The 22,008-nt window shown below is 62.5% G+C and carries 21 protein-coding genes; 13 read left to right on the forward strand and 8 right to left on the reverse strand.

The window, feature by feature from the left end:
* The first annotated feature begins 78 nt into the window (after positions 1-78).
* The 5 genes from THIVI_RS15135 (at position 79) to secF (ending at position 5,045) form a co-directional block, all read left to right on the forward strand.
* Entirely contained in the window at positions 79-423 is a 345-nt protein-coding gene (locus tag THIVI_RS15135; RefSeq protein ID WP_052315045.1) for a Uma2 family endonuclease, read from the forward strand.
* Positions 420-1,556, forward strand: coding sequence for a RuBisCO large subunit C-terminal-like domain-containing protein (locus tag THIVI_RS15140; protein ID WP_014779415.1), 1,137 nt, complete (start codon positions 420-422; stop codon positions 1,554-1,556). Before THIVI_RS15135 ends, THIVI_RS15140 begins: the two co-directional genes overlap by 4 nt.
* A gap of 174 nt (positions 1,557-1,730) precedes the next feature.
* Positions 1,731-2,066: a preprotein translocase subunit YajC gene (yajC, locus tag THIVI_RS15145; protein WP_014779416.1), complete on the forward strand. Its 336-nt coding sequence runs from the start codon at positions 1,731-1,733 to the stop codon at positions 2,064-2,066.
* A gap of 163 nt (positions 2,067-2,229) precedes the next feature.
* The gene (gene secD / locus THIVI_RS15150) at positions 2,230-4,086 is read left to right on the forward strand and encodes a protein translocase subunit SecD (RefSeq protein WP_014779417.1); all 1,857 of its coding nucleotides are present in this window, start codon (positions 2,230-2,232) and stop codon (positions 4,084-4,086) included.
* 11 nt (positions 4,087-4,097) lie between these two features.
* A complete protein-coding gene (gene secF / locus THIVI_RS15155) occupies positions 4,098-5,045 on the forward strand; it encodes a protein translocase subunit SecF (RefSeq protein ID WP_014779418.1) in 948 nt (315 codons plus the stop codon).
* Here the strand turns inward: secF and THIVI_RS15160 are convergent.
* The 3 genes from THIVI_RS15160 to THIVI_RS15170 form a co-directional block, all read right to left on the reverse strand.
* Positions 5,042-6,169 carry an NAD(P)/FAD-dependent oxidoreductase gene (locus THIVI_RS15160; RefSeq protein WP_014779419.1) on the reverse strand — a complete coding sequence of 376 codons (1,128 nt, stop codon included), beginning with the start codon at positions 6,167-6,169 and terminating at the stop codon, positions 5,042-5,044. The genes secF and THIVI_RS15160 overlap by 4 nt on opposite strands.
* Positions 6,170-6,244: 75 nt before the next feature.
* Positions 6,245-6,997, reverse strand: coding sequence for a PD-(D/E)XK nuclease family protein (locus tag THIVI_RS15165; RefSeq protein WP_014779420.1), 753 nt, complete (start codon positions 6,995-6,997; stop codon positions 6,245-6,247).
* Positions 6,998-7,073: 76 nt separating this feature from the next.
* On the reverse strand, positions 7,074-7,700 hold the full coding sequence (locus THIVI_RS15170; protein ID WP_014779421.1) for an arylesterase: 627 nt from the start codon (positions 7,698-7,700) through the stop codon (positions 7,074-7,076).
* Here THIVI_RS15170 and THIVI_RS15175 point away from each other — a divergent pair.
* Together THIVI_RS15175 and THIVI_RS15180 are read left to right on the forward strand one after the other, a co-directional pair.
* On the forward strand, positions 7,699-8,388 hold the full coding sequence (locus tag THIVI_RS15175) for an ABC transporter ATP-binding protein (RefSeq protein ID WP_083845764.1): 690 nt from the start codon (positions 7,699-7,701) through the stop codon (positions 8,386-8,388). The genes THIVI_RS15170 and THIVI_RS15175 overlap by 2 nt on opposite strands.
* Positions 8,385-10,874 (forward strand): ABC transporter permease, encoded by a 2,490-nt coding sequence (locus tag THIVI_RS15180; RefSeq protein ID WP_014779423.1) that lies wholly within the window; start codon positions 8,385-8,387, stop codon positions 10,872-10,874. Before THIVI_RS15175 ends, THIVI_RS15180 begins: the two co-directional genes overlap by 4 nt.
* Before the next feature lie 78 nt (positions 10,875-10,952).
* On the opposite strand, the gene THIVI_RS15185 is transcribed toward THIVI_RS15180, so the two are convergent.
* Entirely contained in the window at positions 10,953-11,150 is a 198-nt protein-coding gene (locus THIVI_RS15185; RefSeq protein WP_014779424.1) for an Alvin_2107 family globule sulfur oxidation protein, read from the reverse strand.
* Positions 11,151-11,518: 368 nt separating this feature from the next.
* On the opposite strand from THIVI_RS15185, the gene THIVI_RS15190 reads away from it, so the two are divergent.
* From THIVI_RS15190 to soxZ, 5 genes are all read left to right on the forward strand, one after another.
* On the forward strand, positions 11,519-12,562 hold the full coding sequence (locus THIVI_RS15190; RefSeq protein WP_014779425.1) for an AAA family ATPase: 1,044 nt from the start codon (positions 11,519-11,521) through the stop codon (positions 12,560-12,562).
* Entirely contained in the window at positions 12,559-13,830 is a 1,272-nt protein-coding gene (locus THIVI_RS15195; RefSeq protein WP_014779426.1) for a vWA domain-containing protein, read from the forward strand. The genes THIVI_RS15190 and THIVI_RS15195 overlap by 4 nt, the downstream gene beginning before the upstream one ends.
* A gap of 234 nt (positions 13,831-14,064) precedes the next feature.
* Complete coding sequence (locus tag THIVI_RS15200; protein ID WP_041447647.1) at positions 14,065-15,561, forward strand: M48 family metalloprotease; 1,497 nt, start codon at positions 14,065-14,067, stop codon at positions 15,559-15,561.
* A gap of 247 nt (positions 15,562-15,808) precedes the next feature.
* A complete protein-coding gene (gene soxY / locus THIVI_RS15205; RefSeq protein ID WP_014779428.1) occupies positions 15,809-16,276 on the forward strand; it encodes a thiosulfate oxidation carrier protein SoxY in 468 nt (155 codons plus the stop codon).
* Between the two features lie 60 nt (positions 16,277-16,336).
* Positions 16,337-16,651 (forward strand): thiosulfate oxidation carrier complex protein SoxZ, encoded by a 315-nt coding sequence (gene soxZ / locus THIVI_RS15210; protein ID WP_014779429.1) that lies wholly within the window; start codon positions 16,337-16,339, stop codon positions 16,649-16,651.
* Between the two features lie 75 nt (positions 16,652-16,726).
* Here the strand turns inward: soxZ and THIVI_RS15215 are convergent, their stop codons facing one another.
* Positions 16,727-17,704 carry a lysophospholipid acyltransferase family protein gene (locus THIVI_RS15215; protein WP_014779430.1) on the reverse strand — a complete coding sequence of 326 codons (978 nt, stop codon included), beginning with the start codon at positions 17,702-17,704 and terminating at the stop codon, positions 16,727-16,729.
* A gap of 126 nt (positions 17,705-17,830) precedes the next feature.
* On the opposite strand from THIVI_RS15215, the gene THIVI_RS15220 reads away from it, so the two are divergent.
* Complete coding sequence (locus THIVI_RS15220) at positions 17,831-18,259, forward strand: rhodanese-like domain-containing protein (protein ID WP_014779431.1); 429 nt, start codon at positions 17,831-17,833, stop codon at positions 18,257-18,259.
* 221 nt (positions 18,260-18,480) lie between these two features.
* Here the strand turns inward: THIVI_RS15220 and iscR are convergent, their stop codons facing one another.
* From iscR to THIVI_RS15235, 3 genes are all read right to left on the reverse strand, one after another.
* Positions 18,481-18,963, reverse strand: a complete 483-nt coding sequence (iscR, locus tag THIVI_RS15225) for a Fe-S cluster assembly transcriptional regulator IscR (protein WP_014779432.1) — start codon at positions 18,961-18,963, stop codon at positions 18,481-18,483.
* A gap of 62 nt (positions 18,964-19,025) precedes the next feature.
* Positions 19,026-19,823 (reverse strand): serine O-acetyltransferase, encoded by a 798-nt coding sequence (gene cysE, locus THIVI_RS15230; protein ID WP_014779433.1) that lies wholly within the window; start codon positions 19,821-19,823, stop codon positions 19,026-19,028.
* A gap of 66 nt (positions 19,824-19,889) precedes the next feature.
* A complete protein-coding gene (locus tag THIVI_RS15235) occupies positions 19,890-21,905 on the reverse strand; it encodes a site-specific DNA-methyltransferase (protein WP_014779434.1) in 2,016 nt (671 codons plus the stop codon).
* Positions 21,906-22,008 lie beyond the last annotated feature (103 nt).

Consider the following 22,008-nt stretch of genomic DNA (forward strand, 5'->3'; position numbering starts at 1 on the left):
CCGTCGGCTCCTCTCCGCCAGGGCGAGCCGGACGGCGGGCTATACTGACGAGGACCGAGACCGATGAGGGGTTTCCGCATGGTACAAACACAGACTCAGCCCGAATTATCGACCTATGCCGATTACCGGACCTGGCCGAACGAGCGGCGCGACGAACTGATCGAGGGCATGGCCTATGCCATGGCCCCGGCACCGAGCATCAATCATCAGCGCATCGCCAAGCGACGGATCTATGAGGCCGCCGGGGTGCGCGAATATTGGCTGGTCCATCCCGAAGAGCGCCTCCTGATGATCTATCGTCTCGAACAGGGCGTTTATGGCAAGCCGGACGTTCAGGAACTCACCGGGACGACGAATGTTGGCATCCTGCCCGAGGTGGCGATCCAGTGGGATGAGGCGCCTGCCGCACGGGATGCCGAATGACGCAGAACAGGACACTCTCGTTGAGCGGCGAGCGTTTCACCGCCGTCTACCATATCGTCTGCAAGCCAGCCGAGGCCGAGGCGCGCGCCCGCGACATCTGCGTGGAGCAGACCATCGAATTTCCCGAGGCATTGGTCACGGATGCGTCGATCCGCGATCAGATCGTCGGCCAGGTGCTGTCGCTGCAAGCGGTCGGCGAGGCGCGTTTCGAGGCACGGATCGGCTATCCGGTCGAGGCGGCCGGGCGCGAGCTGACCCAGCTCATCAACGTGCTCTTCGGCAATATCAGCATCAAGCCGGGCGTGCGACTGGTCGGCTTCGAGCTGCCCGAGTCGCTGGCACGCCAGTATCGCGGTCCGCGTTTCGGGCAGGCCGGGCTGCGGGCGCTGGTCGATGTCCATGACCGGCCATTGCTCTGCACCGCCATCAAACCGATGGGGCTCTCGCCCGTGGCGCTGGCGGATCTGGCCTATCGACTGGCGCTGGGCGGCATCCATCTGATCAAGGACGATCACGGACTCAGCGATCAGACCTTCTGCCGCTACGAGGAGCGCGTTCGACGCTGCGCCGAGGCGGTCGAGCGCGCCAATCGCGAGACCGGCCAGCGCTGTCTTTATCTGCCCAACGTCACGGCTCCGGCGGGGGAGATCGCGAGTCGCGCGCGGCTTGCGAAAGATGCCGGCGCGGGCGGTTTGCTGTTCTGCCCCGGACTCGCCGGATTCGACGCCATGCGCGCGCTGGCCGATGACGATGCACTCGCCTTGCCCATCCTCAGCCATCCGGCCTTTCAGGGGACGTTTTGCGTGCATCCCGACGCGGGCCTTTCGCACGGCGTGCTCTTCGGCCAGCTCAACCGGCTGGCGGGCGCCGACGCGACCATCTTTCCGAGCTGGGGCGGGCGTTTTTCCTTCACTCAAGCGGAATGCCGCGATCTGGTCGCGGGGGCGACCCGCCCCATGGGCGAGCTGCGAACGATCTTTCCCGTTCCGGGCGGCGGCATGCGGTTGGATCGGGTCGCGGAATTGTCCGACTTCTATGGCCGCGACTGTATCCTGCTGATCGGTGGCGATCTGCATGCACATGGTCCGGATCTGATCGAGAGTTGCCGTCGGTTCGTCGCGCAGGCAGGGTAGCCGGCGATCAGTCCACGGATTGAGTTTCCGGCGATCCTGCCCGCTGTATCTTATTCGCCGCTGTGCGATAATCCGCCGCCAGCATTTCCTTGGCCGTCTCGGGATTGACCGACACGGGCCGCTTCACGTCACTGGATCCCGCTTGCGGATCCGCGTACCGATCGGGAGTCGACTATGAGCTTCTTTATCTCCGACGCGCTCGCCCAGGGCGAGGTCGCCGCCGCCTCCGCCGGCGATTCGTTCATCGCGCTGCTGCCGCTGGTGTTGTTTGCGGTGGTCTTTTACTTTCTCCTGATTCGTCCTCAGGCCAAGCGTCAGAAAGAACATCAGAAGATGGTCGCGGCACTGGCGAAGGGCGACGAGGTCATCACCGTCGGCGGCATCGCCGGCCGGATTAACGAGATCGGCGAAAACTTCATCCTGGTCGAGATCGCCGATGGCGTCCAGGTCAAGGTGCGCCGGGCGACCATCGAATCCGTGCTGCCGAAGGGCACGCTGAAGGAACTCTAAACTTCCCACTGCATCCGGACCGAGAGGACGCGGACGCGCGAGCGGCCGGGTCTTTTCGTGCGGATTTGGTCGCGGACGTCACTTGCCGACGGCGCGACCGGCGTCTCCCCTCGCACCTGCCCCGCGCGCCGTTGCGACCAGCGATGTAGAGATCAAAACTGCAATGAACCGATATCCCCTGTGGAAGAATCTGCTGATCCTGGGCGTGATTCTGGCCAGCCTGCTACTGGCCTGGCCGAACCTTTACTCTCAGGATCCATCGATCGAAATCACCGCCGCCCGCGGCGCCGAGGTCACCGAGGCCAGTGTCGGCGAGGTCCGCGCCGCGCTTGAGAATGCCGGCGTCCCCGTCAAGGGCATCGAAACACGCGAGGGCGGAAAACTGCTGGTCCGCTTCGCCGCGCCCGGCGAGCAGTTACGTGGACAGGAGGCGATCGAGCGTTCGCTCTCCACGAAGTACCGCACGGCGTTGACGCAGTCGGCCGATCTGCCCGGTTGGATGCGCGCGGTCGGTCTCAACCCCATGTCGCTGGGCCTGGATCTGCGCGGCGGTATCCATGTCGTCATCGACGTGGACATGGATGCCGCCCTGGATCAGACGCTGGAGCGCTATCTCGGTGATCTGCGGACTCAGTTGCGCGACAAAAAGATCCGTTATGTCACCGCCACCCGCGAGGGCGGGCGCATCCTGGTGAAATTCAACGACGCCGAGACCCGCGATGCCGGCGAGAAGGTGCTGAGCCGCGAGTTCCGGGATCTGACCGTTCAGAGCAGTCAGGATGAAGATCGCTATCTGGTCGAGGCCAGCCTGCCGGAGGTCGAGCAGCAGAAGATCAAGGATTTCGCGCTGGAGCAGAACATCACGACCCTGCGCAATCGCGTTAACGCGCTTGGAGTGGCGGAGCCCAGCATCGCCCGACAGGGCGAGCGGCGGATTGTGGTGCAACTGCCGGGCGCGCAGGATCCCGGTCGTCTGAAAGAACTGCTCGGCGCCACCGCGACCCTGGAATACCGTCTGGTAGACACCGAGGGCAGTGTCGCCGATGCCGTGGCGGGACGGGTTCCGGTCGGCAGCAAGCTCTATTACGAGCGCGACGGCAGACCGATTCTGCTCAAACGCCGGGTGATCGTGACTGGCGATCAGATCACCGACGCCTCGGCCGGATTCGACGGTCAGAGCGGTACCCCGGCCGTCTTTGTGAACCTTGATGGCCAAGGCGCGCGACGGATGCGCGACGTCACCACCGAAAACGTCGGCAAACCAATGGCGGTCGTCTTCATCGAGAACCGCACCACCACCGAACTGGTCAACGGCGAGCCGGTCAAGACAACGCGCAAGGTCGAGGAAGTCATCAGCGTCGCCAGTATCCGCGAACCCTTCGGCCGACGCTTCCAGACCACCGGGCTCGACAGCAGCGCCGAGGCCCACGATACCGCCCTGCTGCTGCGCTCGGGCGCGCTGGCGGCGCCGATCCAGATTGTCGAGGAACGCACCATCGGTCCCAGCCTGGGTCAGGACAACATCGATCAGGGGGTTCGGTCGGTGCTGATCGGACTGGCGCTTGTGGTGATCTTCATGGGGCTCTATTACCGAGCCTTCGGGATGGTGGCCAATCTAGTGCTGGTCGTCAATCTGGTGATGATCGTGGCCATCCTCTCCATGTTACAGGCCACGCTGACCCTGCCGGGCATTGCCGGCATCGTGCTCACGGTCGGTATGGCGGTGGACGCCAATGTGCTGATCTTCGAGCGTATCCGCGAAGAGATCCGTAACGGCAACTCGCCCCAAGCCAGCATCCATGCCGGTTATGACAAGGCGCTCTCGACCATCGTCGACTCCAACGTCACGACCCTGATCGCCGCCGTGGTGCTGTTCAGCTTCGGCACCGGTCCGGTCAAGGGGTTCGCGGTGACGCTCTTCATCGGTATCCTCTCGTCCATGTTTACCGCCATCCTTGGATCCCGCGCCCTGATCAATCTGATCTACGGCGGGCGGCGTCTGAATAAACTGGGTCTCTGAGGGGCATCGACATGAACAAAAAACGCACGATCAATGAGCTGAACATCGATTTCATCGGGAAGCGCTACACTGCGGCGATCCTGTCCGGGGTGGTGCTGATCATCTGTCTGCTGTCGATGCTGGTGCGCGGCTTCGACTTCGGACTGGATTTCACCGGCGGCACCGTGATCGAGGTCGGCTATCAGAATCCAACCGAACTCAGCGCGGTCAGCGCCGCGATGGAGGGTGCTGGCTTCACCGGCGCTACGGTTCAGCACTTCGGCTCGCGGACGGACGTGCTCATCCGTCTGGCCCCGCTGGCGGGCGAGGCGGCGAGCGCGGAACTCAGCGAGCGGGTCTACCGCGCGCTGAGTCAGGCGTCCGAGGGGAAAGTCGAGCTGCGCCGGGTCGAATTCGTCGGACCTCAGGTCGGCGAGGATCTGCGCGAACAGGGCGGACTGGCGGTGCTCTTCTCGCTGATCGGCATCCTGATCTATGTCGCGCTGCGCTTCGAGTGGCGTTTCGCGGTCGGGGCGGTCGCCGCACTCATCCATGACGTCATTTTTACCGTCGGGATGTTCTCGATCTTCCAGATTCCCTTCGATCTCACGGTGCTGGCGGCGGTGCTGGCGGTGATCGGCTATTCGCTGAACGACACCATCGTCATCTTCGACCGCATCCGCGAGAACTTCCGCCGGATGCGCAAGGGGACGGTGATCGAGATCACGAACGTCTCGATCAACCAGACCCTCTCGCGCACCATCGTCACCTCGGGCACCACCCTGCTGGTGCTGTTCGCCCTCTATCTGTTCGGTGGCGAGGTTATCGGCGGCTTCTCGCTGGCGCTGATCATCGGCATCCTGGTCGGCACCTATTCGACCATCTATATCGCGACCGCGATCGTGATCTGGCTCGGTCTCAACCGGGGCGATCTGATGCCGGTCAAGAAGGAAGGCGCCGAACTCGACAGCATGCCCTAGCGGAAACGCCGCAGATACAACCACTCGAAAAAGCGCTTCAGCCAATGGAAGACGCGCATCGAGGGCAGCACCAAATTATAGTTTTCGGTGCGCGCCACCAGCATGCCGCTGTCGTTGGTATCGACGATACAAATGAGTTCCACCTTAAAGGTCTCGCGGGGTTCGCGTCCCGCGAACTCGGCGGCCAGATTGCGCGCTGCGGCGCGCGCCTGAAGATCCGCCATGTGCGCCTGCTTGGGCATCCAGTCCGGTCCCGGAAAACTGCCCGAATCGCCCGCCACGTAAACCCGCTCCAGGCCGGGCACTCGGCACTGCGCATCCCCCTGCAGCAAACCGCCCGGCGATCGCGGCAGTTCGGTGTTGTCGAACCAGGCGTTACCGGTCATCCCTGGCATGAAGAGAATCAGATCGGCGTCGAACTCCCCGCCCTCGGTCGTCACCTTGCTGGTCGAAAAGCCCTTGAGCTTGTGCCCCAAATGGGTCGCGATGTCGCGCCGCTTCATCTCGGCTAGAAGACCGTCGACCGCCTTGGGTCCGAGCCGGTTACCGGGGCGTTCGGCGGGCGTGAAGAAGGTCAGGGTGAATTTGTCGCGCCGTTTTTCCGTGCGGAGTTGGTTGTCCATTCCGAACAGAAACTCGAAGATAGGCCCCCCACGCATCGAACTTTGTTCGTTCGGGTTGCTCGCGAAACCCATGGCGATGTGCCCACCGTCCATGGCGCGGACGCGATCACGGATGGCCTCGGCGGCGGCGATGCCCTCGCAGGGCGTGATGGCGTGTTCGATACCCGGCAATTTCTTGATGAAACGTCCGCCGCTGGCGATGATGAGACCGTCATTCTCGATTGGCCCGCCGGTCGTCTCCAGAATGCGCCCATCCTTGCTCAAACCAGTCGCCTCGGCGGGCAGATGCCGGACCTTCATCCGCTCGAAAAAGCGTTTCAGGTCGATGCGCAGGTCATCGCCCGTGCGCAGTCCGCAGGGAACCCAGATCAGACCGGGGTAGTAGACGAACTCAGACTTGGAACTGACCACGGTAATATCGAGATCGGCTTTGGTCTGGCGAAGGGTTTGGATGGCGGTCAGGGCGGCAAAGCCCGAACCGACGATGGTGACACGATGCATGTAAGACTCCAATCAATCGAGGAACTGTTCAGTCATTCGGGTCGTTGAGACGACTCTGGGGAGCGGCTGGTTTGGTTACAAGGCATTCACCTCGACCGAATCGCCATAGGTTTCAATGCCCAGCCGTTCAGCGACCTTGGCGGCGCGGGCGTCGATCATCGGCGAAATTACGATCAGCCGGTTGGCCGTGCGGCCATGCCGGCGCTCGTAAAAGCGCGCCTTGCGCTCGAAGATATACATCCCCGCCTTATCGATCGAGGATTTCAATTCACAGATCAGGAGCAGGCCGTTTTGGATGATGACGTCCAGTTCCACCTGGTCCGGACGGCCGAAGACTTCGCCCGCGTCGTCATAGTCATTGACGTTGATGACCTGGACGCCGAAGTTCTCCTCCAGAATGCCGGCCAGCGCGTCGCGAAAGGCCTTTTCGGACTGCATGCCCCAGCGAGCGCCCAAGGCGCCGATCGAGCGGTCGAACTTTTTTGCCTGGGCCATGATTTCTTCATGGACCTGCTGGAATTCCCGCCGGCTTTCCTCCCACTTGCGATCCGATTCCTGCTTATGCTCATCCCATTTGCGTTTGTCTTCCTGTTTCTGCTCATCCCATTTGCGTTGATCTTCCCGTTTCTGTTCGTCCCACTTGCGGGCTTGTTCTTCCCGGTCCCGGCGCAATTCGGCCAGGATGTCGTAAAAACGATCCTGGGTTTCCGCCCGTCCGGCATATTCCGGTCGCGTGATGTCCAGAATGAAGGCGCGCAGGGCGGGGTCATCCCGCACCAGCCCCGGTAGTTCGCGCTTGATGGTTTCTTTCAAGGTTTCCGTGTTCATGCGTCATTCTCCAATTCGGGTAGTCCTCCCGCGAGTCAATGAGCAATATCGGGGCATCTGGGGAAAAATGCGACGTTCAGGAGCCGCTTCCCGACGTGGCGCGCACCAGTGGTTCAAGCACCGGCCAGACATTCTCCAGGATCCGTCCCTGAGCCTCGGCGGTGGGGTGAATCCCGTCGGGCTGCATGAGATCCCAGTGTTCGGCCACGTCCTGGAGCAGATCGGGAACAAGCGCCACGCCTTCGGCCTTGCTGACCGTTTGGAACACGCCTTGAAACTCGTTGGTATAAGCCGCACCGTAGTTGGGCGGAAGACGCACGCCGACCAGCAGAATTCGGCTGTCGACGGCCCGAGCCTGGCGGATCAGCGCGGTCAGATTGTCGCGGATGACCTGGACATCGAGACCGCGCAGTCCGTCGTTGGCACCTAGTTCGATCACCATGACCTCCGGGCGATGCTGTTCCAACAACGATGGCAATCGCGTCAACCCGCCAGCCGTCGTATCCCCGGAAACGCTCGCATTGACCACCTGATGCGGAAGACCGAGCTGTCTCAGGCGTTGGTCGAGCAGCCAGACCCAGCCGTCCTCGCGGGCGAGTCCGTAACCGGCGCTCAGGCTATCGCCGAGCGCCAGGATGATCGGGGCTTGCGCAAGGACGACCGTGGGTAGCGAGAGAACACTAATCAGGAGTAGTCGGATCATGTCAGTGCAATCGGCTCAAGCCGTCTCCAGTGCGATGGGATTGGGCAAGCATGTTAACGGTCCGGTCGGTGGCTTGACCATCCTCGCGGGACTGGATCTGGAGATCGGGGCCGGCGAGGCGGTCGCCATTCTGGGCGCCTCTGGGTCGGGCAAATCGACCCTGCTGGGCTTGCTGGCGGGTCTGGACGACGCCACCGCGGGCGAGGTCTGGCTGTGCGGCCAGCGTATTGAAGACTTAGACGAAGATGGACGCGCCGCGTTGCGCAGCGGCCGCGTCGGTTTCGTCTTTCAGAACTTCCAGCTTCTGCCGACGCTGACCGCGCGCGAGAACATCCTGCTGCCGCTGGAGTTGACAGGCGATGCACGGGCCGCGCAACGGGCCGACGAGGCGCTGGAGCGGGTCGGCCTCACCGCGCGCGCCGGGCACTATCCGCGCCAACTCTCCGGCGGCGAGCAACAGCGCGTCGCCATCGCCCGCGCCTACGCGCCACGTCCCGCCGTGCTCTTTGCCGACGAGCCCACGGGGAACCTGGATCAGGTTACCGGCGAGCACATCATCGACCTGCTGCTCGACCTGCGCCGGGCGGCCGGCGCGGCACTGGTGCTGGTCACCCATGATCTGCGACTCGCCGAACGTTGCGACCGCCGGTTGCGCATGGACAACGGACATCTGGAGCCGCTGTCATGATGGCCTGGCGCATCTCGCTCCGTTTGTTGCGCCGGGATTGGCGTAGCGGCGAACTCTATCTGTTGTCCGCCGCGCTGATCCTGACGGTCGCGGCCATCACGGCGGTGGGGTTCTTCACCGATCGGGTCGAGGCCACCATGGAGCGTCAGGGCAGCGAACTCATCGCCGCCGACCTTGCCATCGAGTCATCCTCGCCGCTGCCCGCGAGTTTCCAGGACGAGGCCGAGACACGCGGGCTTGCCCGGGCGCGCCTGCTGGAATTCCGTAGCATGGCGGTCGCCGACCGGGCGCCGCAACTGGTCCAGATAAAGGCGGTCGATCCCGCCTATCCGCTGCGCGGTCAATTGCGCCTGCGCGACGGCTTCGACAGCCCGGAGCGTGCCGTCCTCGGCGGACCGCCGACGGGCGAGATCTGGGTCGAATCGCGCCTGCTGCGACTGCTCGGGATCGACATCGGGGCCATGCTGAGCCTGGGCGAGTCGCGCCTGCGCATCGGCGCCATCCTGAGCCATGAGCCCGACGAGGGCGGCAGTCTCTTCAATCTGGCGCCGCGCGTGCTAATGAATCATGCCGATCTGGACGCCACCGGGCTGATCGGTCCCGCCAGCCGGGCCACCTATAAACTGCTGCTGGCCGGCGATGCCGTCACGGTGGACGGTTTCAAAGGTTGGGTGGAACCGCGACGCTCGCCCAACACCTCGCTCAACGACGCCAGCGACGCGCGGCCCGAATTCGCGTCCGCCGTCGATCGTGCCTCGCGCTTCCTCCGTCTGGCGACGCTGGTCACCCTGCTGGTCGCGGGTTCGGCCATCGCCCTGGCCAGCCATCGGTTGGTGGAGCGTCAGACCGACGCGGTGGCCGTCATGCGTTGTCTGGGCGCGCCGCGCCATCTGCTGATCCGAATCTTCGTCCTGCGACTGGTGCTGTTCGGGCTGATCGCCAGCCTGCTGGGCTGTCTGGTCGGTTGGCTTGGACAACTGGGATTGGCCGCGGCACTGTCGGACTGGTTCCCGGCCGATCTGCCGTCAGCGTCGCTCGCGCCGGTTGTGGTCGGGGTCGCCACCGGGATGATCGCGCTGCTCGGGTTCGCGCTCCCGCCGCTGGTTCAACTGGCCAGGGTGCCGCCCTTGCGGGCGCTGCGCCGGGATTTGGGAACGCCCCGCGCGTCCGCCGCGCTCACCCTCGCGGCGGCTGGACTGGCGCTGTCCCTGCTGATCGTCTGGCAGGCCAATGACTTCGCGCTCGCCTGGAAGCTGCTGGTCGGCGTGCTCGGCGCCCTGGCGAGCCTGATCCTCGTGGTGCTGGCGCTGGTGCGTCTGGCCGGCGGTCTGGCGGGTCGGGCGCGGGGAATCTGGCGGCTCGGGCTGGCCGCCCTGGCGCGACGTCCGAGCGGCGCGGTGTTGCAGATCGCCGGCTTCGGGATCGGCATCCTGGCCCTGCTACTGCTCGCCGTGGTGCGTGTCGATCTGTTGCGAACCTGGCAGGACAGCTTGCCAGCGGGCGCGCCGAATACCTTTCTGATCAATATCCAGCCTCAGGAGGTCGTGCCGCTCAAGCAATTCCTGGGCGAATCGGGGATCGAGACGGCGGAACTCTACCCCATGATTCGCGGCCGTCTGGTCCGTATCAATGCGAACGAGGTCAAGCCGTCCGACTATGAGAATCCGCGCGCCGAACAGCTCGCAACCCGTGAGTTCAATCTGAGCTATGGCGACAAGTCACAACCGGACAACCGGATCGTCGCCGGAGCCTGGTGGACGGACGCCGCCGCACCGCCGCAATTCTCGGTCGAAGAGGGCATCGCCGAGACGCTCGGGATCAAACTGGGCGACGAACTGGCCTTCTGGGTCTCCGGGCACGAAGTCAGCGGTCCCGTCACCAGTCTGCGCGAGGTGCAATGGGACAGCTTCAACGTCAATTTCTTCGTCACCGCCTCGCCCGCGCTGCTGGGCGGCGAGGCGGCGACCTTCATCACCAGCTTTTATCTGCCCACCGACCGCGAGGCGGTCATCCCGGAACTGGCGCGACGCTTCCCCAGCGTCACCCCGCTGGACGTGGACGCCATCCTCAAGCAGGTTCGTCAGGTCGTCGACCGGGGCGTACTCGCGGTTGAGTATGTGTTTTTGTTTACTCTGGCTGCGGGTCTGCTGGTCATGTACGCGGGGATTCAGGCGAGCCTGGAGGATCGCCGGATCGAACACGGCATCCTGCGCACCCTGGGCGCCGGACGCCGCGCGCTGCTGGGCAGTCTGGCCGTCGAGTTCACCGCCGCCGGTCTGCTGGCGGGTCTGCTGGCGTCGGTCTTTGCCGAGGCGACCGGCTGGCTGCTGGCCGAGCAGTTGTTTGGTCTGGAATTCAGCTTCAATCCGACGCTGTGGGTGATCGGAGTCTTCGGTTCGGGGCTGGCGATTGGACTGGCGGGCACGCTCGCCACCTATCCGCTGCTGATCCGCCCGCCGTTGCAGACGCTCAGGCGGGCGGGTTAGTCGGAGAAAATCCGCAAGCGTGACGCGCACAAAAAAAGGCGGTCACGCCGCCTTTTTCGAGCACCGCTCGCAGCGGTTTTAGCCCTTGACCCAGTCGCCGAAATTGTCGGTATTTTTCTCTTCGCCATCGCCGTAACCCGCCTCGTAGGCTTCGGTCAGACGCTGCTCCTCGCGCTTGGGGTTTTGCAGGAAGCCGCATTGCCAGCCTTGGATGTATTCGTCGTCGACACCGAGTTGTTCCATTTTGGTGACGGCATCGTAGTAAAACTGGTTCATGTTCGGTCTCCGGGAAAGGTCGATTGTTGAAGGCATCGTCGGTTAGGACTTGGCCGTCATATTATTGTATGGGCGGATGCAAAACCATTGGCCCTGCTCCATCCAGTCCTCATCGTGCGAAACTCGGTTCTCGGACGGATCGTCTCCACATTGCTGGTGCGATAACGGTGACGAGAAGGGACATAAGAATACAGCGTTTTTCTAATAGGTGACAAGAAGGTTAGGCAATTGCCTTGCGCGCTCGAATGCCATGACAATGATCAATGCGATCCGCTTGTGAATCGCCCGGCGGATACCCACAGTCCTGACATTGGAAATGACGACCGTTCTCCGTCGTCGCCCCATCGACCCGAGGATCCTGCTACATCATGCGTCCAGCCCAGTTGCTTCGCGTCCTGGATCGCGAATTCTTGAGCACCGCCGAGGGCCATCATACCCCGGTCATGCTGTGGGGACCGCCGGGTGTCGGCAAGTCCCAGATCGTGGCCCGGATCGCCGAGCGTCATCATGCCCCCGTGATCGATATCCGGCTGTCGCAGATGGAACCGAGCGATCTGCGCGGCATTCCCTTCCGCGATGGGGAGCGGGTGGAGTGGGCGATTCCCGCCATGCTTCCGGACACGCAACGCCATGGTCCGGCCGGGATTCTGTTTCTCGACGAAATCACCTCGGCGCCGCCCTCGGTCTCCGCCGCCGCCTATCAGTTGATCCTGGATCGACGCCTTGGCGAGTATCGCGTTCCGCAACATTGGGCCATTTTCGCCGCGGGCAACCGTCAGGGCGACCGTGGCGTGACCTACAGCATGCCGGCGCCGCTGGCCAATCGGTTCTCCCATTTCGAGCTGGACGTCAATCTGGATGACTGGGTTGCCTGGGCCTATGCCAACGCCATCGACGAGCGGGTCATCGCCTTTCTGCGTTTTCGCCCGGAACTTCTGTTCGACTTCGATCCAGCCCACAACCCGGTTGCCTTCCCGTCGCCGCGCTCCTGGGAGTTCGCCCATCGCGGTCTGAGGAAATTCGAGGATCAACCGGATCTGCTGCAGGGCGCACTGCAAGCCTGCGTTGGGCCAGCGGCGGGGATTGAGCTGACGGCCTTCGTCAACAGCCTGGAGCAGATGCCGGATCTGGATGCCATCGTGCGCGGCGAAACCGTGTCGGTGCCGCGCGAGATCGATCTCCAGTACGCCGTCGCCGCCGCGCTGGTCGGGCGGGCGATTCGCGCCCAGTCGGATGCCAATGGCCCTGAAACGATTAGCCATATCCTGCGTTATGCCGGACGCTTTCCCCAGCGCGAAATGGGCGTGATGCTGGTCTCCGATCTGCAGCGCGCGGTCGGCAACCGACTCTTCGAGGTGCCGGCCTTCGCCGAGTGGGCGCAGATTGTCTCGGATGTCATGCTCTACGAATGACCACGATCATGGCCACCCATCCCACGACGATCGAGACCAAACTGGCCGCGGCCCGTACCCGGCTGATCCTGGACAAGCCCTTTCTGGGCGCGTTGGTGCTGCGCCTGCCTCTGCGCGCGGCCAATGCCGACTGGTGCCCGACCACCGCCACCGATGCCCGTGCCTTCTATTACAACCCCGACTATATCCAGTCGTTGAGCCTGGATCAGACCCAGTTCATGCTGGCGCACGAGGCGTTGCATTGCGCGCTCTCGCATTTCGCGCGGCGTCAGCATCGCGTCAGGCATCGCTGGGATCTGGCCTGCGACCATGCGATCAATCCGCTTCTGATCGACGACGGACTCACGCCGCCATCCGATGCACTGTCGATGCCCCGATTCAAGGGGCTGACCGCCGAGGAAATCTATCCGCTGCTCGATGAGCAGGACGATTCGGAAACCCTGGACACCCACGCCTACGACCGGGACAACCAACGTGGCGGCAACCAGTCGGGGATGACCGAGCCGGATCTCGACCGGCGCGAGCGCCCGCGGACTCCGCCGGACAGTGGCGGGGAAGGTGAGGGGAGGACAGGGAATGTCGATGCGGACGACCTGACCGGTCGCGCGGCGGATGCGCCCAATCCGCTGACGCCGGACGAACGGGAAACGCTCGCGGTCCAGTGGCAGCAGCGTCTGGCCGGCGCGGCTCAGCAGGCGCTGCAAGCGGGCAAGCTCGGCGGCGAGCTGGCGCGCCTGGTCGATCATCTGCTCCAGCCCCGACTGCCGTGGCGCATGCTACTGGCGCGCTATCTGTCCGCCGTCGCGCGCGACGATTACAGTTATCAGCGGCCCTCCCGCCGCGATGGCGATTTCATCCTGCCCAGTTTGCGCGGTCATCAACTCGATCTGGTGGTTGCGATCGATACCTCCGGCTCCATCAAGGATGCCGATCTGGACGAATTCATCGGTGAAATCGACGCGCTCAAAGGCCAGGTGCGCGCGCGCGTGACTTTGCTTCCGTGCGATGCCAATCTCTGCGAAGGCGCGCCGTTTCGCTACGAGCCCTGGGAGGAATTTCGCCGCCCGGAGAAGATCGCTGGCGGCGGCGGAACCAACTTTCTGCCGGTGTTTCACTGGATCGACCAAACTGGAACGCAGCCCGATCTGCTGGTCTATTTCACCGATGCCAATGGCCCGTTTCCGGCGCTGGAGCCGCATTTTCCAGTCATCTGGCTCGTAAAGGGGCGCGCCAAGGTGCCTTGGGGCCAGCGAATTCAACTCAATTGAACTGCGTCCGGGGTGGCATGCACCGTTATCCGCCGGGTTCGGCTGTATCAGGATCAACGGCCGCCGGCGCTGACGCGGTTTAAAATTTAAAACCATTAAATTTTAAACCGCGTCTCCACCAAGGTCGGGTAAATCTTTGAGATCAACAATAAATGAAAATGACGCATGTCACTCTGGACGCGGTTTAATGCGGGAACTCTGGGACAGATCGTCAACTCCCATGCAGCTATGTTCATGACCTCGTTCACGTTCCTATTCAGACGACTCCTGGTCGCGACCGGCGTATTCGCCCTGGTCTGCGTCAGCCCGGCATCCGGTCAATCCTTCGATCTCCCCGATCTCGGGAATTCCTCCGACGCCATGATGAGCACGGGCGCCGAGGTGCGTCTTGGCCGGGCCTTCATGCGCAGCGTGCGCGCGGCCTTGCCGGTGCTGGACGATCCGATTCTGACCGATTATCTCGAATCGCTGGGGAACGCGCTGGTCGCTGCGGATCGGCATGCCACTGGCGACTTCACCTTCTTCCTCATCGACGAGCCAGTCGTGAACGCCTTCGCCGGTCCCGGCGGCCATATCGGCGTCTACGCGGGCCTGATCCTGGCCGCCGAAACCGAGAGCGAACTGGCGGCGGTCATGGCCCATGAAATCGCCCATGTCACCCAGCGTCATCTGATGCGCGGCTTCGAGGATCAGCAGAAGATCTCCATTCCGGCCACGGCCCTGTTGGTCGCCGCCGCCATCCTCGGGGCGCAGGTCTCCTCGGATGCCGGGATGGCCGCCATCATGAGCATTCAGGCCGCCGCCATCCAGCGTCAAATCAATTTCACCCGCGACAACGAAAACGAGGCCGACCGTCTCGGCATCGCCACCCTGGCGCACGCGGGTCACGATCCCCACGCCATGGCCGGGTTCTTCGGGCGTCTCGCCAGATCGAGCCGGCTCTACGAGAACCACGCGCCGGAGTTTCTACGCACCCATCCGGTCAACAGCAACCGCATCGCCGACGCGCTCGCGCGCGCCGACGAATTCGGCGCGCGTCAACGCCCGGACAGTCTGCGCTTTCAACTCGCGCGCGCGAATCTGCGCGAACGCTCCTACGCGCGCGCGGAGCAGTCCGTGGCGCACTTTCGCGACACCCTGCGCGAGGGGCGTCATCGCAACGAGACCGCCGAACGCTATGGCTATGCGCTGGCCCTGGAGCGCGCACGCGATGTTGCCGGCGCCCAGGCCGAGACCGCGAAGCTGCTTGCCGCCCACCCCAGTCTGGCCGAGTTCATCGTGCTGGACGCCCGGCTCGATCTGCAACGGGGTCAAACCGAACGCGCGCTCAATCACCTGAAGCAAGCGAGCGGTCTTTACGCCGACAGTTGGCCGCTGCGCATTGCCTATGCCGAGGCACTGATTTCCAGCGGCAAGCCGGCTCGGGCGCTGGACGAACTCGTAGCGGTCGAGCGGCTGCGTCCGGGCAATGCGATGCTCTACGATCTGCTCGAACAGGCCGCGATGAAAGCTGGACACAAGGCCGCGACGCATCGTTTTCGCGCCGAGAAGCTCTATGCCGAGGGCGACACCGAACCGGCGATCCGTCAGCTTGAGATTGCCTTGCGTCAACGCGATATTGCCTATCATGACGCGGCGCGAATCCAGGCCCGGCTCGATGCCTGGAAAGAAGAGGAGCGCGACCGGAAGCGGCGTGAAAAAGGTTTGTTCGGGGAACGCGACAGATCCTGAACGAAGGCTGACGTCAGCACGCCCGACAGGCGGGTTGGCGGCGGTTTCAAGACTTGGACGACTGCGGTATGCTCGGATCGAGGCCGCCTCGTCGGCAAGGATCGCCGGGCATCCGTCCGCGAGACCTGCTCGCCCTGACATCGCCGCTCCATCGCAGAGTGCGGCTTGATGAATAACAAGAAATGACCGCTCGACAACGGTTCGTCGAGATTTCCACCAACCCCCATGTTCGATTAGGAGACGATTGATGATCGACGCAACACGCAGAACCCTGCTGAAAGGCTCGCTGGCCGCTGGATCCGTTGGAGTCGCCGTTGGCCTGCTTGCGCCGCGTCTGGCGCTCGCGGACTGGAACGAGGCGGCCTTTCATGCCAAGGATATTCCGACCGCGCTGACCGGCCTGATGGGCAGCGACGCGCCCGAGACCAGCGACCGTATCAAGATCAAGGCGCCGGATATCGCCGAGAACGGCGCCGTGGTGCCGGTGACGGTCGAAACCGATCTGGAGGGCGTGACCTCGATCGCCATCATCGCCTCCAAAAATCAGACCCCACTGATCGCGTCTTTCGATTTCAGCGGATCCGCCATTCCGTTCGTTTCCACCCGCATCAAAATGGCCGAGACCGCCGATGTGGTCGCCGTGGTGAAGGTGGGGGATAAGCTTTATCAGAATGCCAAGAGCGTCAAAGTCACCATTGGCGGTTGCGGCGGCTAGCCCTGATCCGGCACAGATCCTCCAATCTACCCACCGAGCCCCAAACCGAGGTTATCGACCATGTCCGACATCAAGATCCGCGCCACGTTGAGCGGCGAAGAAACCACCGTCAAGTGCCTGATGAGCCATCCCATGGAAACCGGACTGCGCAAGGACAGCAAGACCGGCGAACTGGTCCCGGCCCATTTCATCGAGGAAGTCGTCTGCAAACACAAGGATGAAGTTGTTCTGACCGCGAACTGGAGCGGCGGCGTGTCTAAGAACCCCTATCTCTCCTTCAAGTTCAAGGGCGGTGCGGCGGGCGATGAGATCACGGTCACCTGGAAGGACAACAAGGGCGAGACCCAGAGCGCATCCGACCAGATCAAGGGTTAAACCGCTTTAGGCGGTTTCCAGGAAAATTCATATCGAGGCCAAAGGCTTCGGAATAGACAGGATTCACCGGACAATTCAAGACGGACGCGGTCGAATCCGCTCCGCCTGACGGAAGACATGGACGTCGTCCAGCGCGCCCGTATAGATTTTTGGCGCCCCCTCCGGTCGGCGACGAAAGCGCTTATAGGGCCACAGATACTGTTCCGGACAGGTCATCACGCATTGTTCGATCCCGCGATTGAGCGCGGTCGCGGCCTGGATGTCGTCCTCACTGTCGATCCCCTCGGGCGCCCGGATGCAGTGAATCCGAAATCCGCCGTCCTTCTCCAGACGCTCGGCGAACAGGAAGACCACGGGCGCGCCGGTGCGCCGCGCGAGTCGGTTGACCAGCAGCATGGTGAAGGCCGGAACCCCGAACAAGGGCGCGAAGACCGCCCCCTTATCCGCCTTGGGCTCCTGATCCGGCAGGATCCCCACGGCGTCGCCGCGCTCCAGCGCCTGGACCAGAACGCGGATTCCCTTGGCCGTGATGGGAGCCAGTTCGGCACCGCTGCGACCGCGCGAGGCGCGGATCAGGTCGTCGAGATATTTCTGGGGTTTGTAGAAGATCGCCGTCGGCCCCTGCGCGGCCAGATAGAGTCCGGCAAGCTCCCAGGCGCCGAGATGCGGCGACAGGACGATCAATCCCTTACCCGGCTCGCGCTGGAGGAGTTCGGCGCCCCGGACCTCGCGCACCAGCGCGAGCGCTTGTCGGGCGGGACGCAACCAGAGATAGCCAATCTCGAAATAGGTCTTGCCAAACTCACTGAGATTGCGGTCGCGCAGCTTGATCTGTTGCTCGCGGCTCAACTCCGGCAGGCACAGCGCGATGTTCATGAGCGCGTTGCGGCGCTGTCGATTGGGCCACAAGGTTGCCAGATACCCCGCGACCGCGCCCAGGCGATGGATCAGGGAGAGCGGCAGGCGCGAGATCAGGCGCACGAGTCCGCGCGCGAAGGCATCCTTGACCGCGACCCCGAATGGGCGCCGACGTTTTACCGATTTGTCCGTCACAAGAAGTACCTCAACGAGAGCGTCCACTCAGGTCGCCGATAACAGCGGGATAGCGGAACCGGGAACGTCGTTCAGGCGATTCCGGAATCGCGACAACTAACCACCAAATGAGAAAAGGCAATGCCAATGAGCGACGATCACCCGAAGAGTCTGACGCCCCAAGAGGCGTTGGAGATGCTCGAAACGCACCCCCAGGTCGTCCTAGTCGATATCCGTTCTTCCATGGAGTTTCTATTTGTCGGCCATCCGAAGGGCGCAGTGCATGTCGCCTGGATCGATGAGCCGGACTGGGTCGTCAATCCGCACTTCGTCACCGAGATCCGTCAGCTTCTGCTTGGCGGCGCGGCCTGCGAGACCAGCGATTCCTGCGCGCCCGTCATCCTCATCTGCCGCAGCGGAAAGCGCTCGCTCGATGCCGGAAAGGCGCTCATCCGCGATGGACTGAAGTCGGTCTATCATGTCGACGAGGGGTTCGAGGGCGACTTGGACGAGCACCATCACCGCAGCAGCCTCGGCGGCTGGCGGTTCCATGGCTTGCCCTGGGAGCAATGCTGATACCGCTCGCTTCCTGTGCTGGAAGCAGGGCATCCCGGATGCCCGCTTCCCCGAGCGCGGACTGGACATCGCGTCCATGGAGTCAGCAATCGCCGATCGCATGTGCTCCATCGGGCAATCCCTGGACGTTGCTTGAATGGCGAACCGGCATGCGACAGCCAGCCGACAGTATCGCAAAGCCGCGCGGTCGCGGATGGCGGCGACCGATGACGGGCGGCGTCTCAGGCGCGCGCGCCAATCCGCTGAATGCCGAGCTTCACGTCGACCGCGGCACAGGTGGTCGGGGGGCGTTCGCCCAAATCGTTGCGCTGATCCACCAATTGCTGAAGACTGATTTTATTCAGATGTTCGTAAATGCGATCGCTCAGATCGTGCCAGAGACCGTGCGTCAGACAGGGTCCGTTATTCTGACAATTGTGCGCGCCGCCGCAGCGCGTGGTGTCCACGCTTTCATCCACCGCGGCAATCACCTCGGCCACATGAATGTCCGCCGGCGAACGGGCCAGATTGTAGCCACCACCCGGACCGCGCACGCTGGTCACAAGCGCGCTTTTGCGCAACTTGGCGAAGAGCTGCTCCAGATAGGACAGTGAAATCCCCTGGCGCTGGGCGATGTCGGCCAGCGTGATCGGCCCCTTGCCCTGATGGATGGCCAGATCCAGCATGGCGGTGACGGCATAGCGGCCTTTGGTCGTCAGTCTCACGTGAAATCGACTCCTGCAACAGAAACTTCGAGCATCATACGTTACCCGAGCAGAACGATCAATTAAGCCATACGCGCTTTAGGGTCACGTGGACGGGGAAGATCGGCATCGGTCGCCGGGTCGATTTCCATCGCATCCAGGTCCGCGTCGTGCTCGAAGTGGGGCATGATGCCCTGGGCTTCGAGCGCGATCGACATGGCCTCCATGCGCTGGTCCATGTGATGGATATGATCCAGCATCCGGTTGATGGCATTGGCGACCGGGTCGGGCGCGTCGCGGGTCGCGCCATAGGCATCGAAGCCGATGCGCTTGGCGGTGTTGGCGCGGCGCTGGGCAGTCGCGTCCCTGGCGGGCTCGATGATCCGGCCCGGCACGCCCACCGCGGTCGCGCCGGGCGGGACCGATTTGACGACTACCGCATTGGAGCCGATACGCGCGCCGTCGCCGATCTCGATCGGCCCCAGCACCTTGGCCCCCGCGCCCACCACCACATCGCATCCCAGGGTCGGATGGCGCTTGCCCTTCTGCCAGGTGGTTCCGCCGAGCGTCACGCCGTGATAGAGCGTGCAGTCGTCGCCGATTACCGCCGTCTCGCCGATCACCACGCCCATGCCGTGATCGATGAAAAAGCGTCGCCCGATCACCGCGCCCGGATGGATCTCGATGCCGGTGAACAGACGCGCGAGATTCGACAGCAACCGCGCGAGCCACTTGAGATCGTGTCGCCACAGCCGATGCGCGAGCCGATGGGCCATGACCGCGTGCAGTCCCGGATAGATCGTGAAGATTTCAAAACTGGTCCGCGCCGCGGGGTCGCGTTCGAACACGCAGGCGATGTCTTCTTTCAGTCGGTCGAACATAGGTTTGGGTCAGCGATGAATGGTGCGTGATCGGAAAAGGATGGCGCAGCGCTCGGCGGCGGCCATTCAGACCTGGCGGGACAGCAGAATTTCCTCGCCCATCATATCGACGATCTTGACCGCGACCGTGCTCCCCGCGGGCGGGGCGGGCAACGCATAGCGCCCCTGCACGAACTCCTGCTTGCGTTCCGGCACATCCGACAGGCACACATTGAAGACTTCGCCGTTGTACGCCGTGTCGATTAGGACGCAATCCACCACCGCGCGCCAGTCCGGAATCTGGGCGCGGAACAGCGAAGTGTCCAGACTAAGCCGCGCGACGATGCTGGGTGACATGACATCCTGGATCTCGACCGTCAACATGTCCCCGTCAGGCGTGCGCTCGCGCTGGATCGCGACCTCCGCGCTCGCCGGCTCGTGCTGGATGATGCCGCCGTATTTCTTGTCGGTGCGCAGTTCGATCAGATGAATGCGATTGATCGGGCGGTTACGGTTGTGCCGCTCCAGCCAGGCGCGCGCGGTCAGTTCCATGCCGAGCGTCACCACCAGAATATCCCGCTCCTCGCCCGGTCGGCCATCGAGTTCGCGCTTGACGCTGTCCAGATCCAACGGGGTCAGCGGATGGTTGAAAGGAACGATCTTGACCAGGCGGTTGCCGCGCGTGCCATCGAAAAAGGCGTCGGTTTTGATGCGCTGAATGCCGAGATACTCGACCACCAGTTGCACCGCCTCGTTGTGCTGGATCTGGAGGTCGTAATCGTTCACCCGCCAGACGGTAAAGCCAAGTTGCGCGGGTTTGGGCGGCGCCTTGTCTGCGTCTGGGAGTAGGCTGCCTTGACGCTGTTTGGGTGCGTCTTCCGCCACCGACTGGTCGGCGATGATGGTTTGCAGACGTTTCGCGGTGGTTTGAATCGCGCCCTTGTTGATGTCGCAGCCGATCCAGCGGCGGCCGAGTTTTTGGGCGACGGCGGCGGTGGTGCCGGAGCCGATGAAGCAGTCGAGAATGATGTCACCGGGGTTTGATGACGATTGCATCAATCTACTAATAAGTGCTTCAGGTTTTTGTGTTGGATATTCTTCTTTTTCGCCAGACCAACCACGAAGCATACTTATATCTGTCCAAATTGATTGAACGGGTACCCCTTTAGAGTCATCAAGGTAGCGTTTTAACATTGGAACAGTACCCGGACGGGTTTGAACTATTCTGCCAGCATCATAGATGTTCTGCATTTTCTCTTTAGAATAACGCCATGCTCTAACGACGCCAAGAAATTCATAGACTGGATTTCCTTTTGTTGCTCCACCGGGGCCAAGCAAATTATCCAGCTTATATTTCCTGCCGTCATTTTCCGTATATCTATAAAAACCTTTTACATAGTCTTCATTAAGCGGAGTGTATTGAAGATTCCATGTTGGTCTGTCGCCTTTTGAATAAAAAAATATTTTATCGTGCACAGGCCCAAAATGCTCTGTTCCTTGGCCGACATTTCCGTGAGCATCAGATCGCTTCCAAATAAGCTCATTACGATAATTTTCCGCCCCAAAAACCTCATCGATAATGCACTGGATGAAATGTCCTCGACGTGGATCACAATGCAAATAAAGAGAGCCTGCGTCACTTAGCAGTTCACGAAGCAACAACAACCGCTCATACATAAACTGCAAGTAATTGTCGTTCGCCCAGATATCCGTATATTGAACCTGCTCACCAAGACTGTAATCCTCGCCATCCAGCTTGGCGCTCGCTGTCCCGCGTAGATTCACCTTGCGCACATAATCCGCCCCGGAATCGAACGGCGGATCGATATAGATCAGCTTGACCTTGCCCCGAAACCCATTCGCCAACAGGTGCGCCAGCACATCCTTGTTATCGCCGTGGAACAGCAGACCGCCGCGCGGGTAACGCTCCGGCCAATCGCTCCAATTCAGGTCGGCGACGGGATCGGACGCGGTCTCTAACTGGAAACGCTCGATGTGCTGGGCGGGATAGGCGGGAACCGTGCTCAAAGGCTTCTTGCCCACCCATTGCAGCATGGGTCGGCCCTTGGCCTTGGCGATCTTGACGTCTTGGGAAGGATGCAAAGGGATTGCTCCAAAGAGGATGCGGAATGTCGCGGGATTGGCCCGTTAGAGAATGAATGGATGGATGTTGGTATTGATAAAATGTTTAGGTGATTTTTGGGAA

It is taken from the genome of Thiocystis violascens DSM 198 (assembly GCF_000227745.2).
Taxonomy (GTDB): Bacteria; Pseudomonadota; Gammaproteobacteria; order Chromatiales; family Chromatiaceae; genus Chromatium; species Chromatium violascens.

Coding starts and splice junctions, on each gene's coding strand:
- THIVI_RS15135 (WP_052315045.1), top strand. CDS start 79: ATGGTACAAACACAGACTCAGCCCGAATTATCGACCTATGCCGATTAC.
- THIVI_RS15140 (WP_014779415.1), top strand. CDS start 420: ATGACGCAGAACAGGACACTCTCGTTGAGCGGCGAGCGTTTCACCGCC.
- yajC (WP_014779416.1), top strand. CDS start 1,731: ATGAGCTTCTTTATCTCCGACGCGCTCGCCCAGGGCGAGGTCGCCGCC.
- secD (WP_014779417.1), top strand. CDS start 2,230: ATGAACCGATATCCCCTGTGGAAGAATCTGCTGATCCTGGGCGTGATT.
- secF (WP_014779418.1), top strand. CDS start 4,098: ATGAACAAAAAACGCACGATCAATGAGCTGAACATCGATTTCATCGGG.
- THIVI_RS15160 (WP_014779419.1), bottom strand. CDS start 6,169: ATGCATCGTGTCACCATCGTCGGTTCGGGCTTTGCCGCCCTGACCGCC.
- THIVI_RS15165 (WP_014779420.1), bottom strand. CDS start 6,997: ATGAACACGGAAACCTTGAAAGAAACCATCAAGCGCGAACTACCGGGG.
- THIVI_RS15175 (WP_083845764.1), top strand. CDS start 7,699: ATGTCAGTGCAATCGGCTCAAGCCGTCTCCAGTGCGATGGGATTGGGC.
- THIVI_RS15170 (WP_014779421.1), bottom strand. CDS start 7,700: ATGATCCGACTACTCCTGATTAGTGTTCTCTCGCTACCCACGGTCGTC.
- THIVI_RS15180 (WP_014779423.1), top strand. CDS start 8,385: ATGATGGCCTGGCGCATCTCGCTCCGTTTGTTGCGCCGGGATTGGCGT.
- THIVI_RS15185 (WP_014779424.1), bottom strand. CDS start 11,150: ATGAACCAGTTTTACTACGATGCCGTCACCAAAATGGAACAACTCGGT.
- THIVI_RS15190 (WP_014779425.1), top strand. CDS start 11,519: ATGCGTCCAGCCCAGTTGCTTCGCGTCCTGGATCGCGAATTCTTGAGC.
- THIVI_RS15195 (WP_014779426.1), top strand. CDS start 12,559: ATGACCACGATCATGGCCACCCATCCCACGACGATCGAGACCAAACTG.
- THIVI_RS15200 (WP_041447647.1), top strand. CDS start 14,065: ATGACCTCGTTCACGTTCCTATTCAGACGACTCCTGGTCGCGACCGGC.
- soxY (WP_014779428.1), top strand. CDS start 15,809: ATGATCGACGCAACACGCAGAACCCTGCTGAAAGGCTCGCTGGCCGCT.
- soxZ (WP_014779429.1), top strand. CDS start 16,337: ATGTCCGACATCAAGATCCGCGCCACGTTGAGCGGCGAAGAAACCACC.
- THIVI_RS15220 (WP_014779431.1), top strand. CDS start 17,831: ATGAGCGACGATCACCCGAAGAGTCTGACGCCCCAAGAGGCGTTGGAG.
- cysE (WP_014779433.1), bottom strand. CDS start 19,823: ATGTTCGACCGACTGAAAGAAGACATCGCCTGCGTGTTCGAACGCGAC.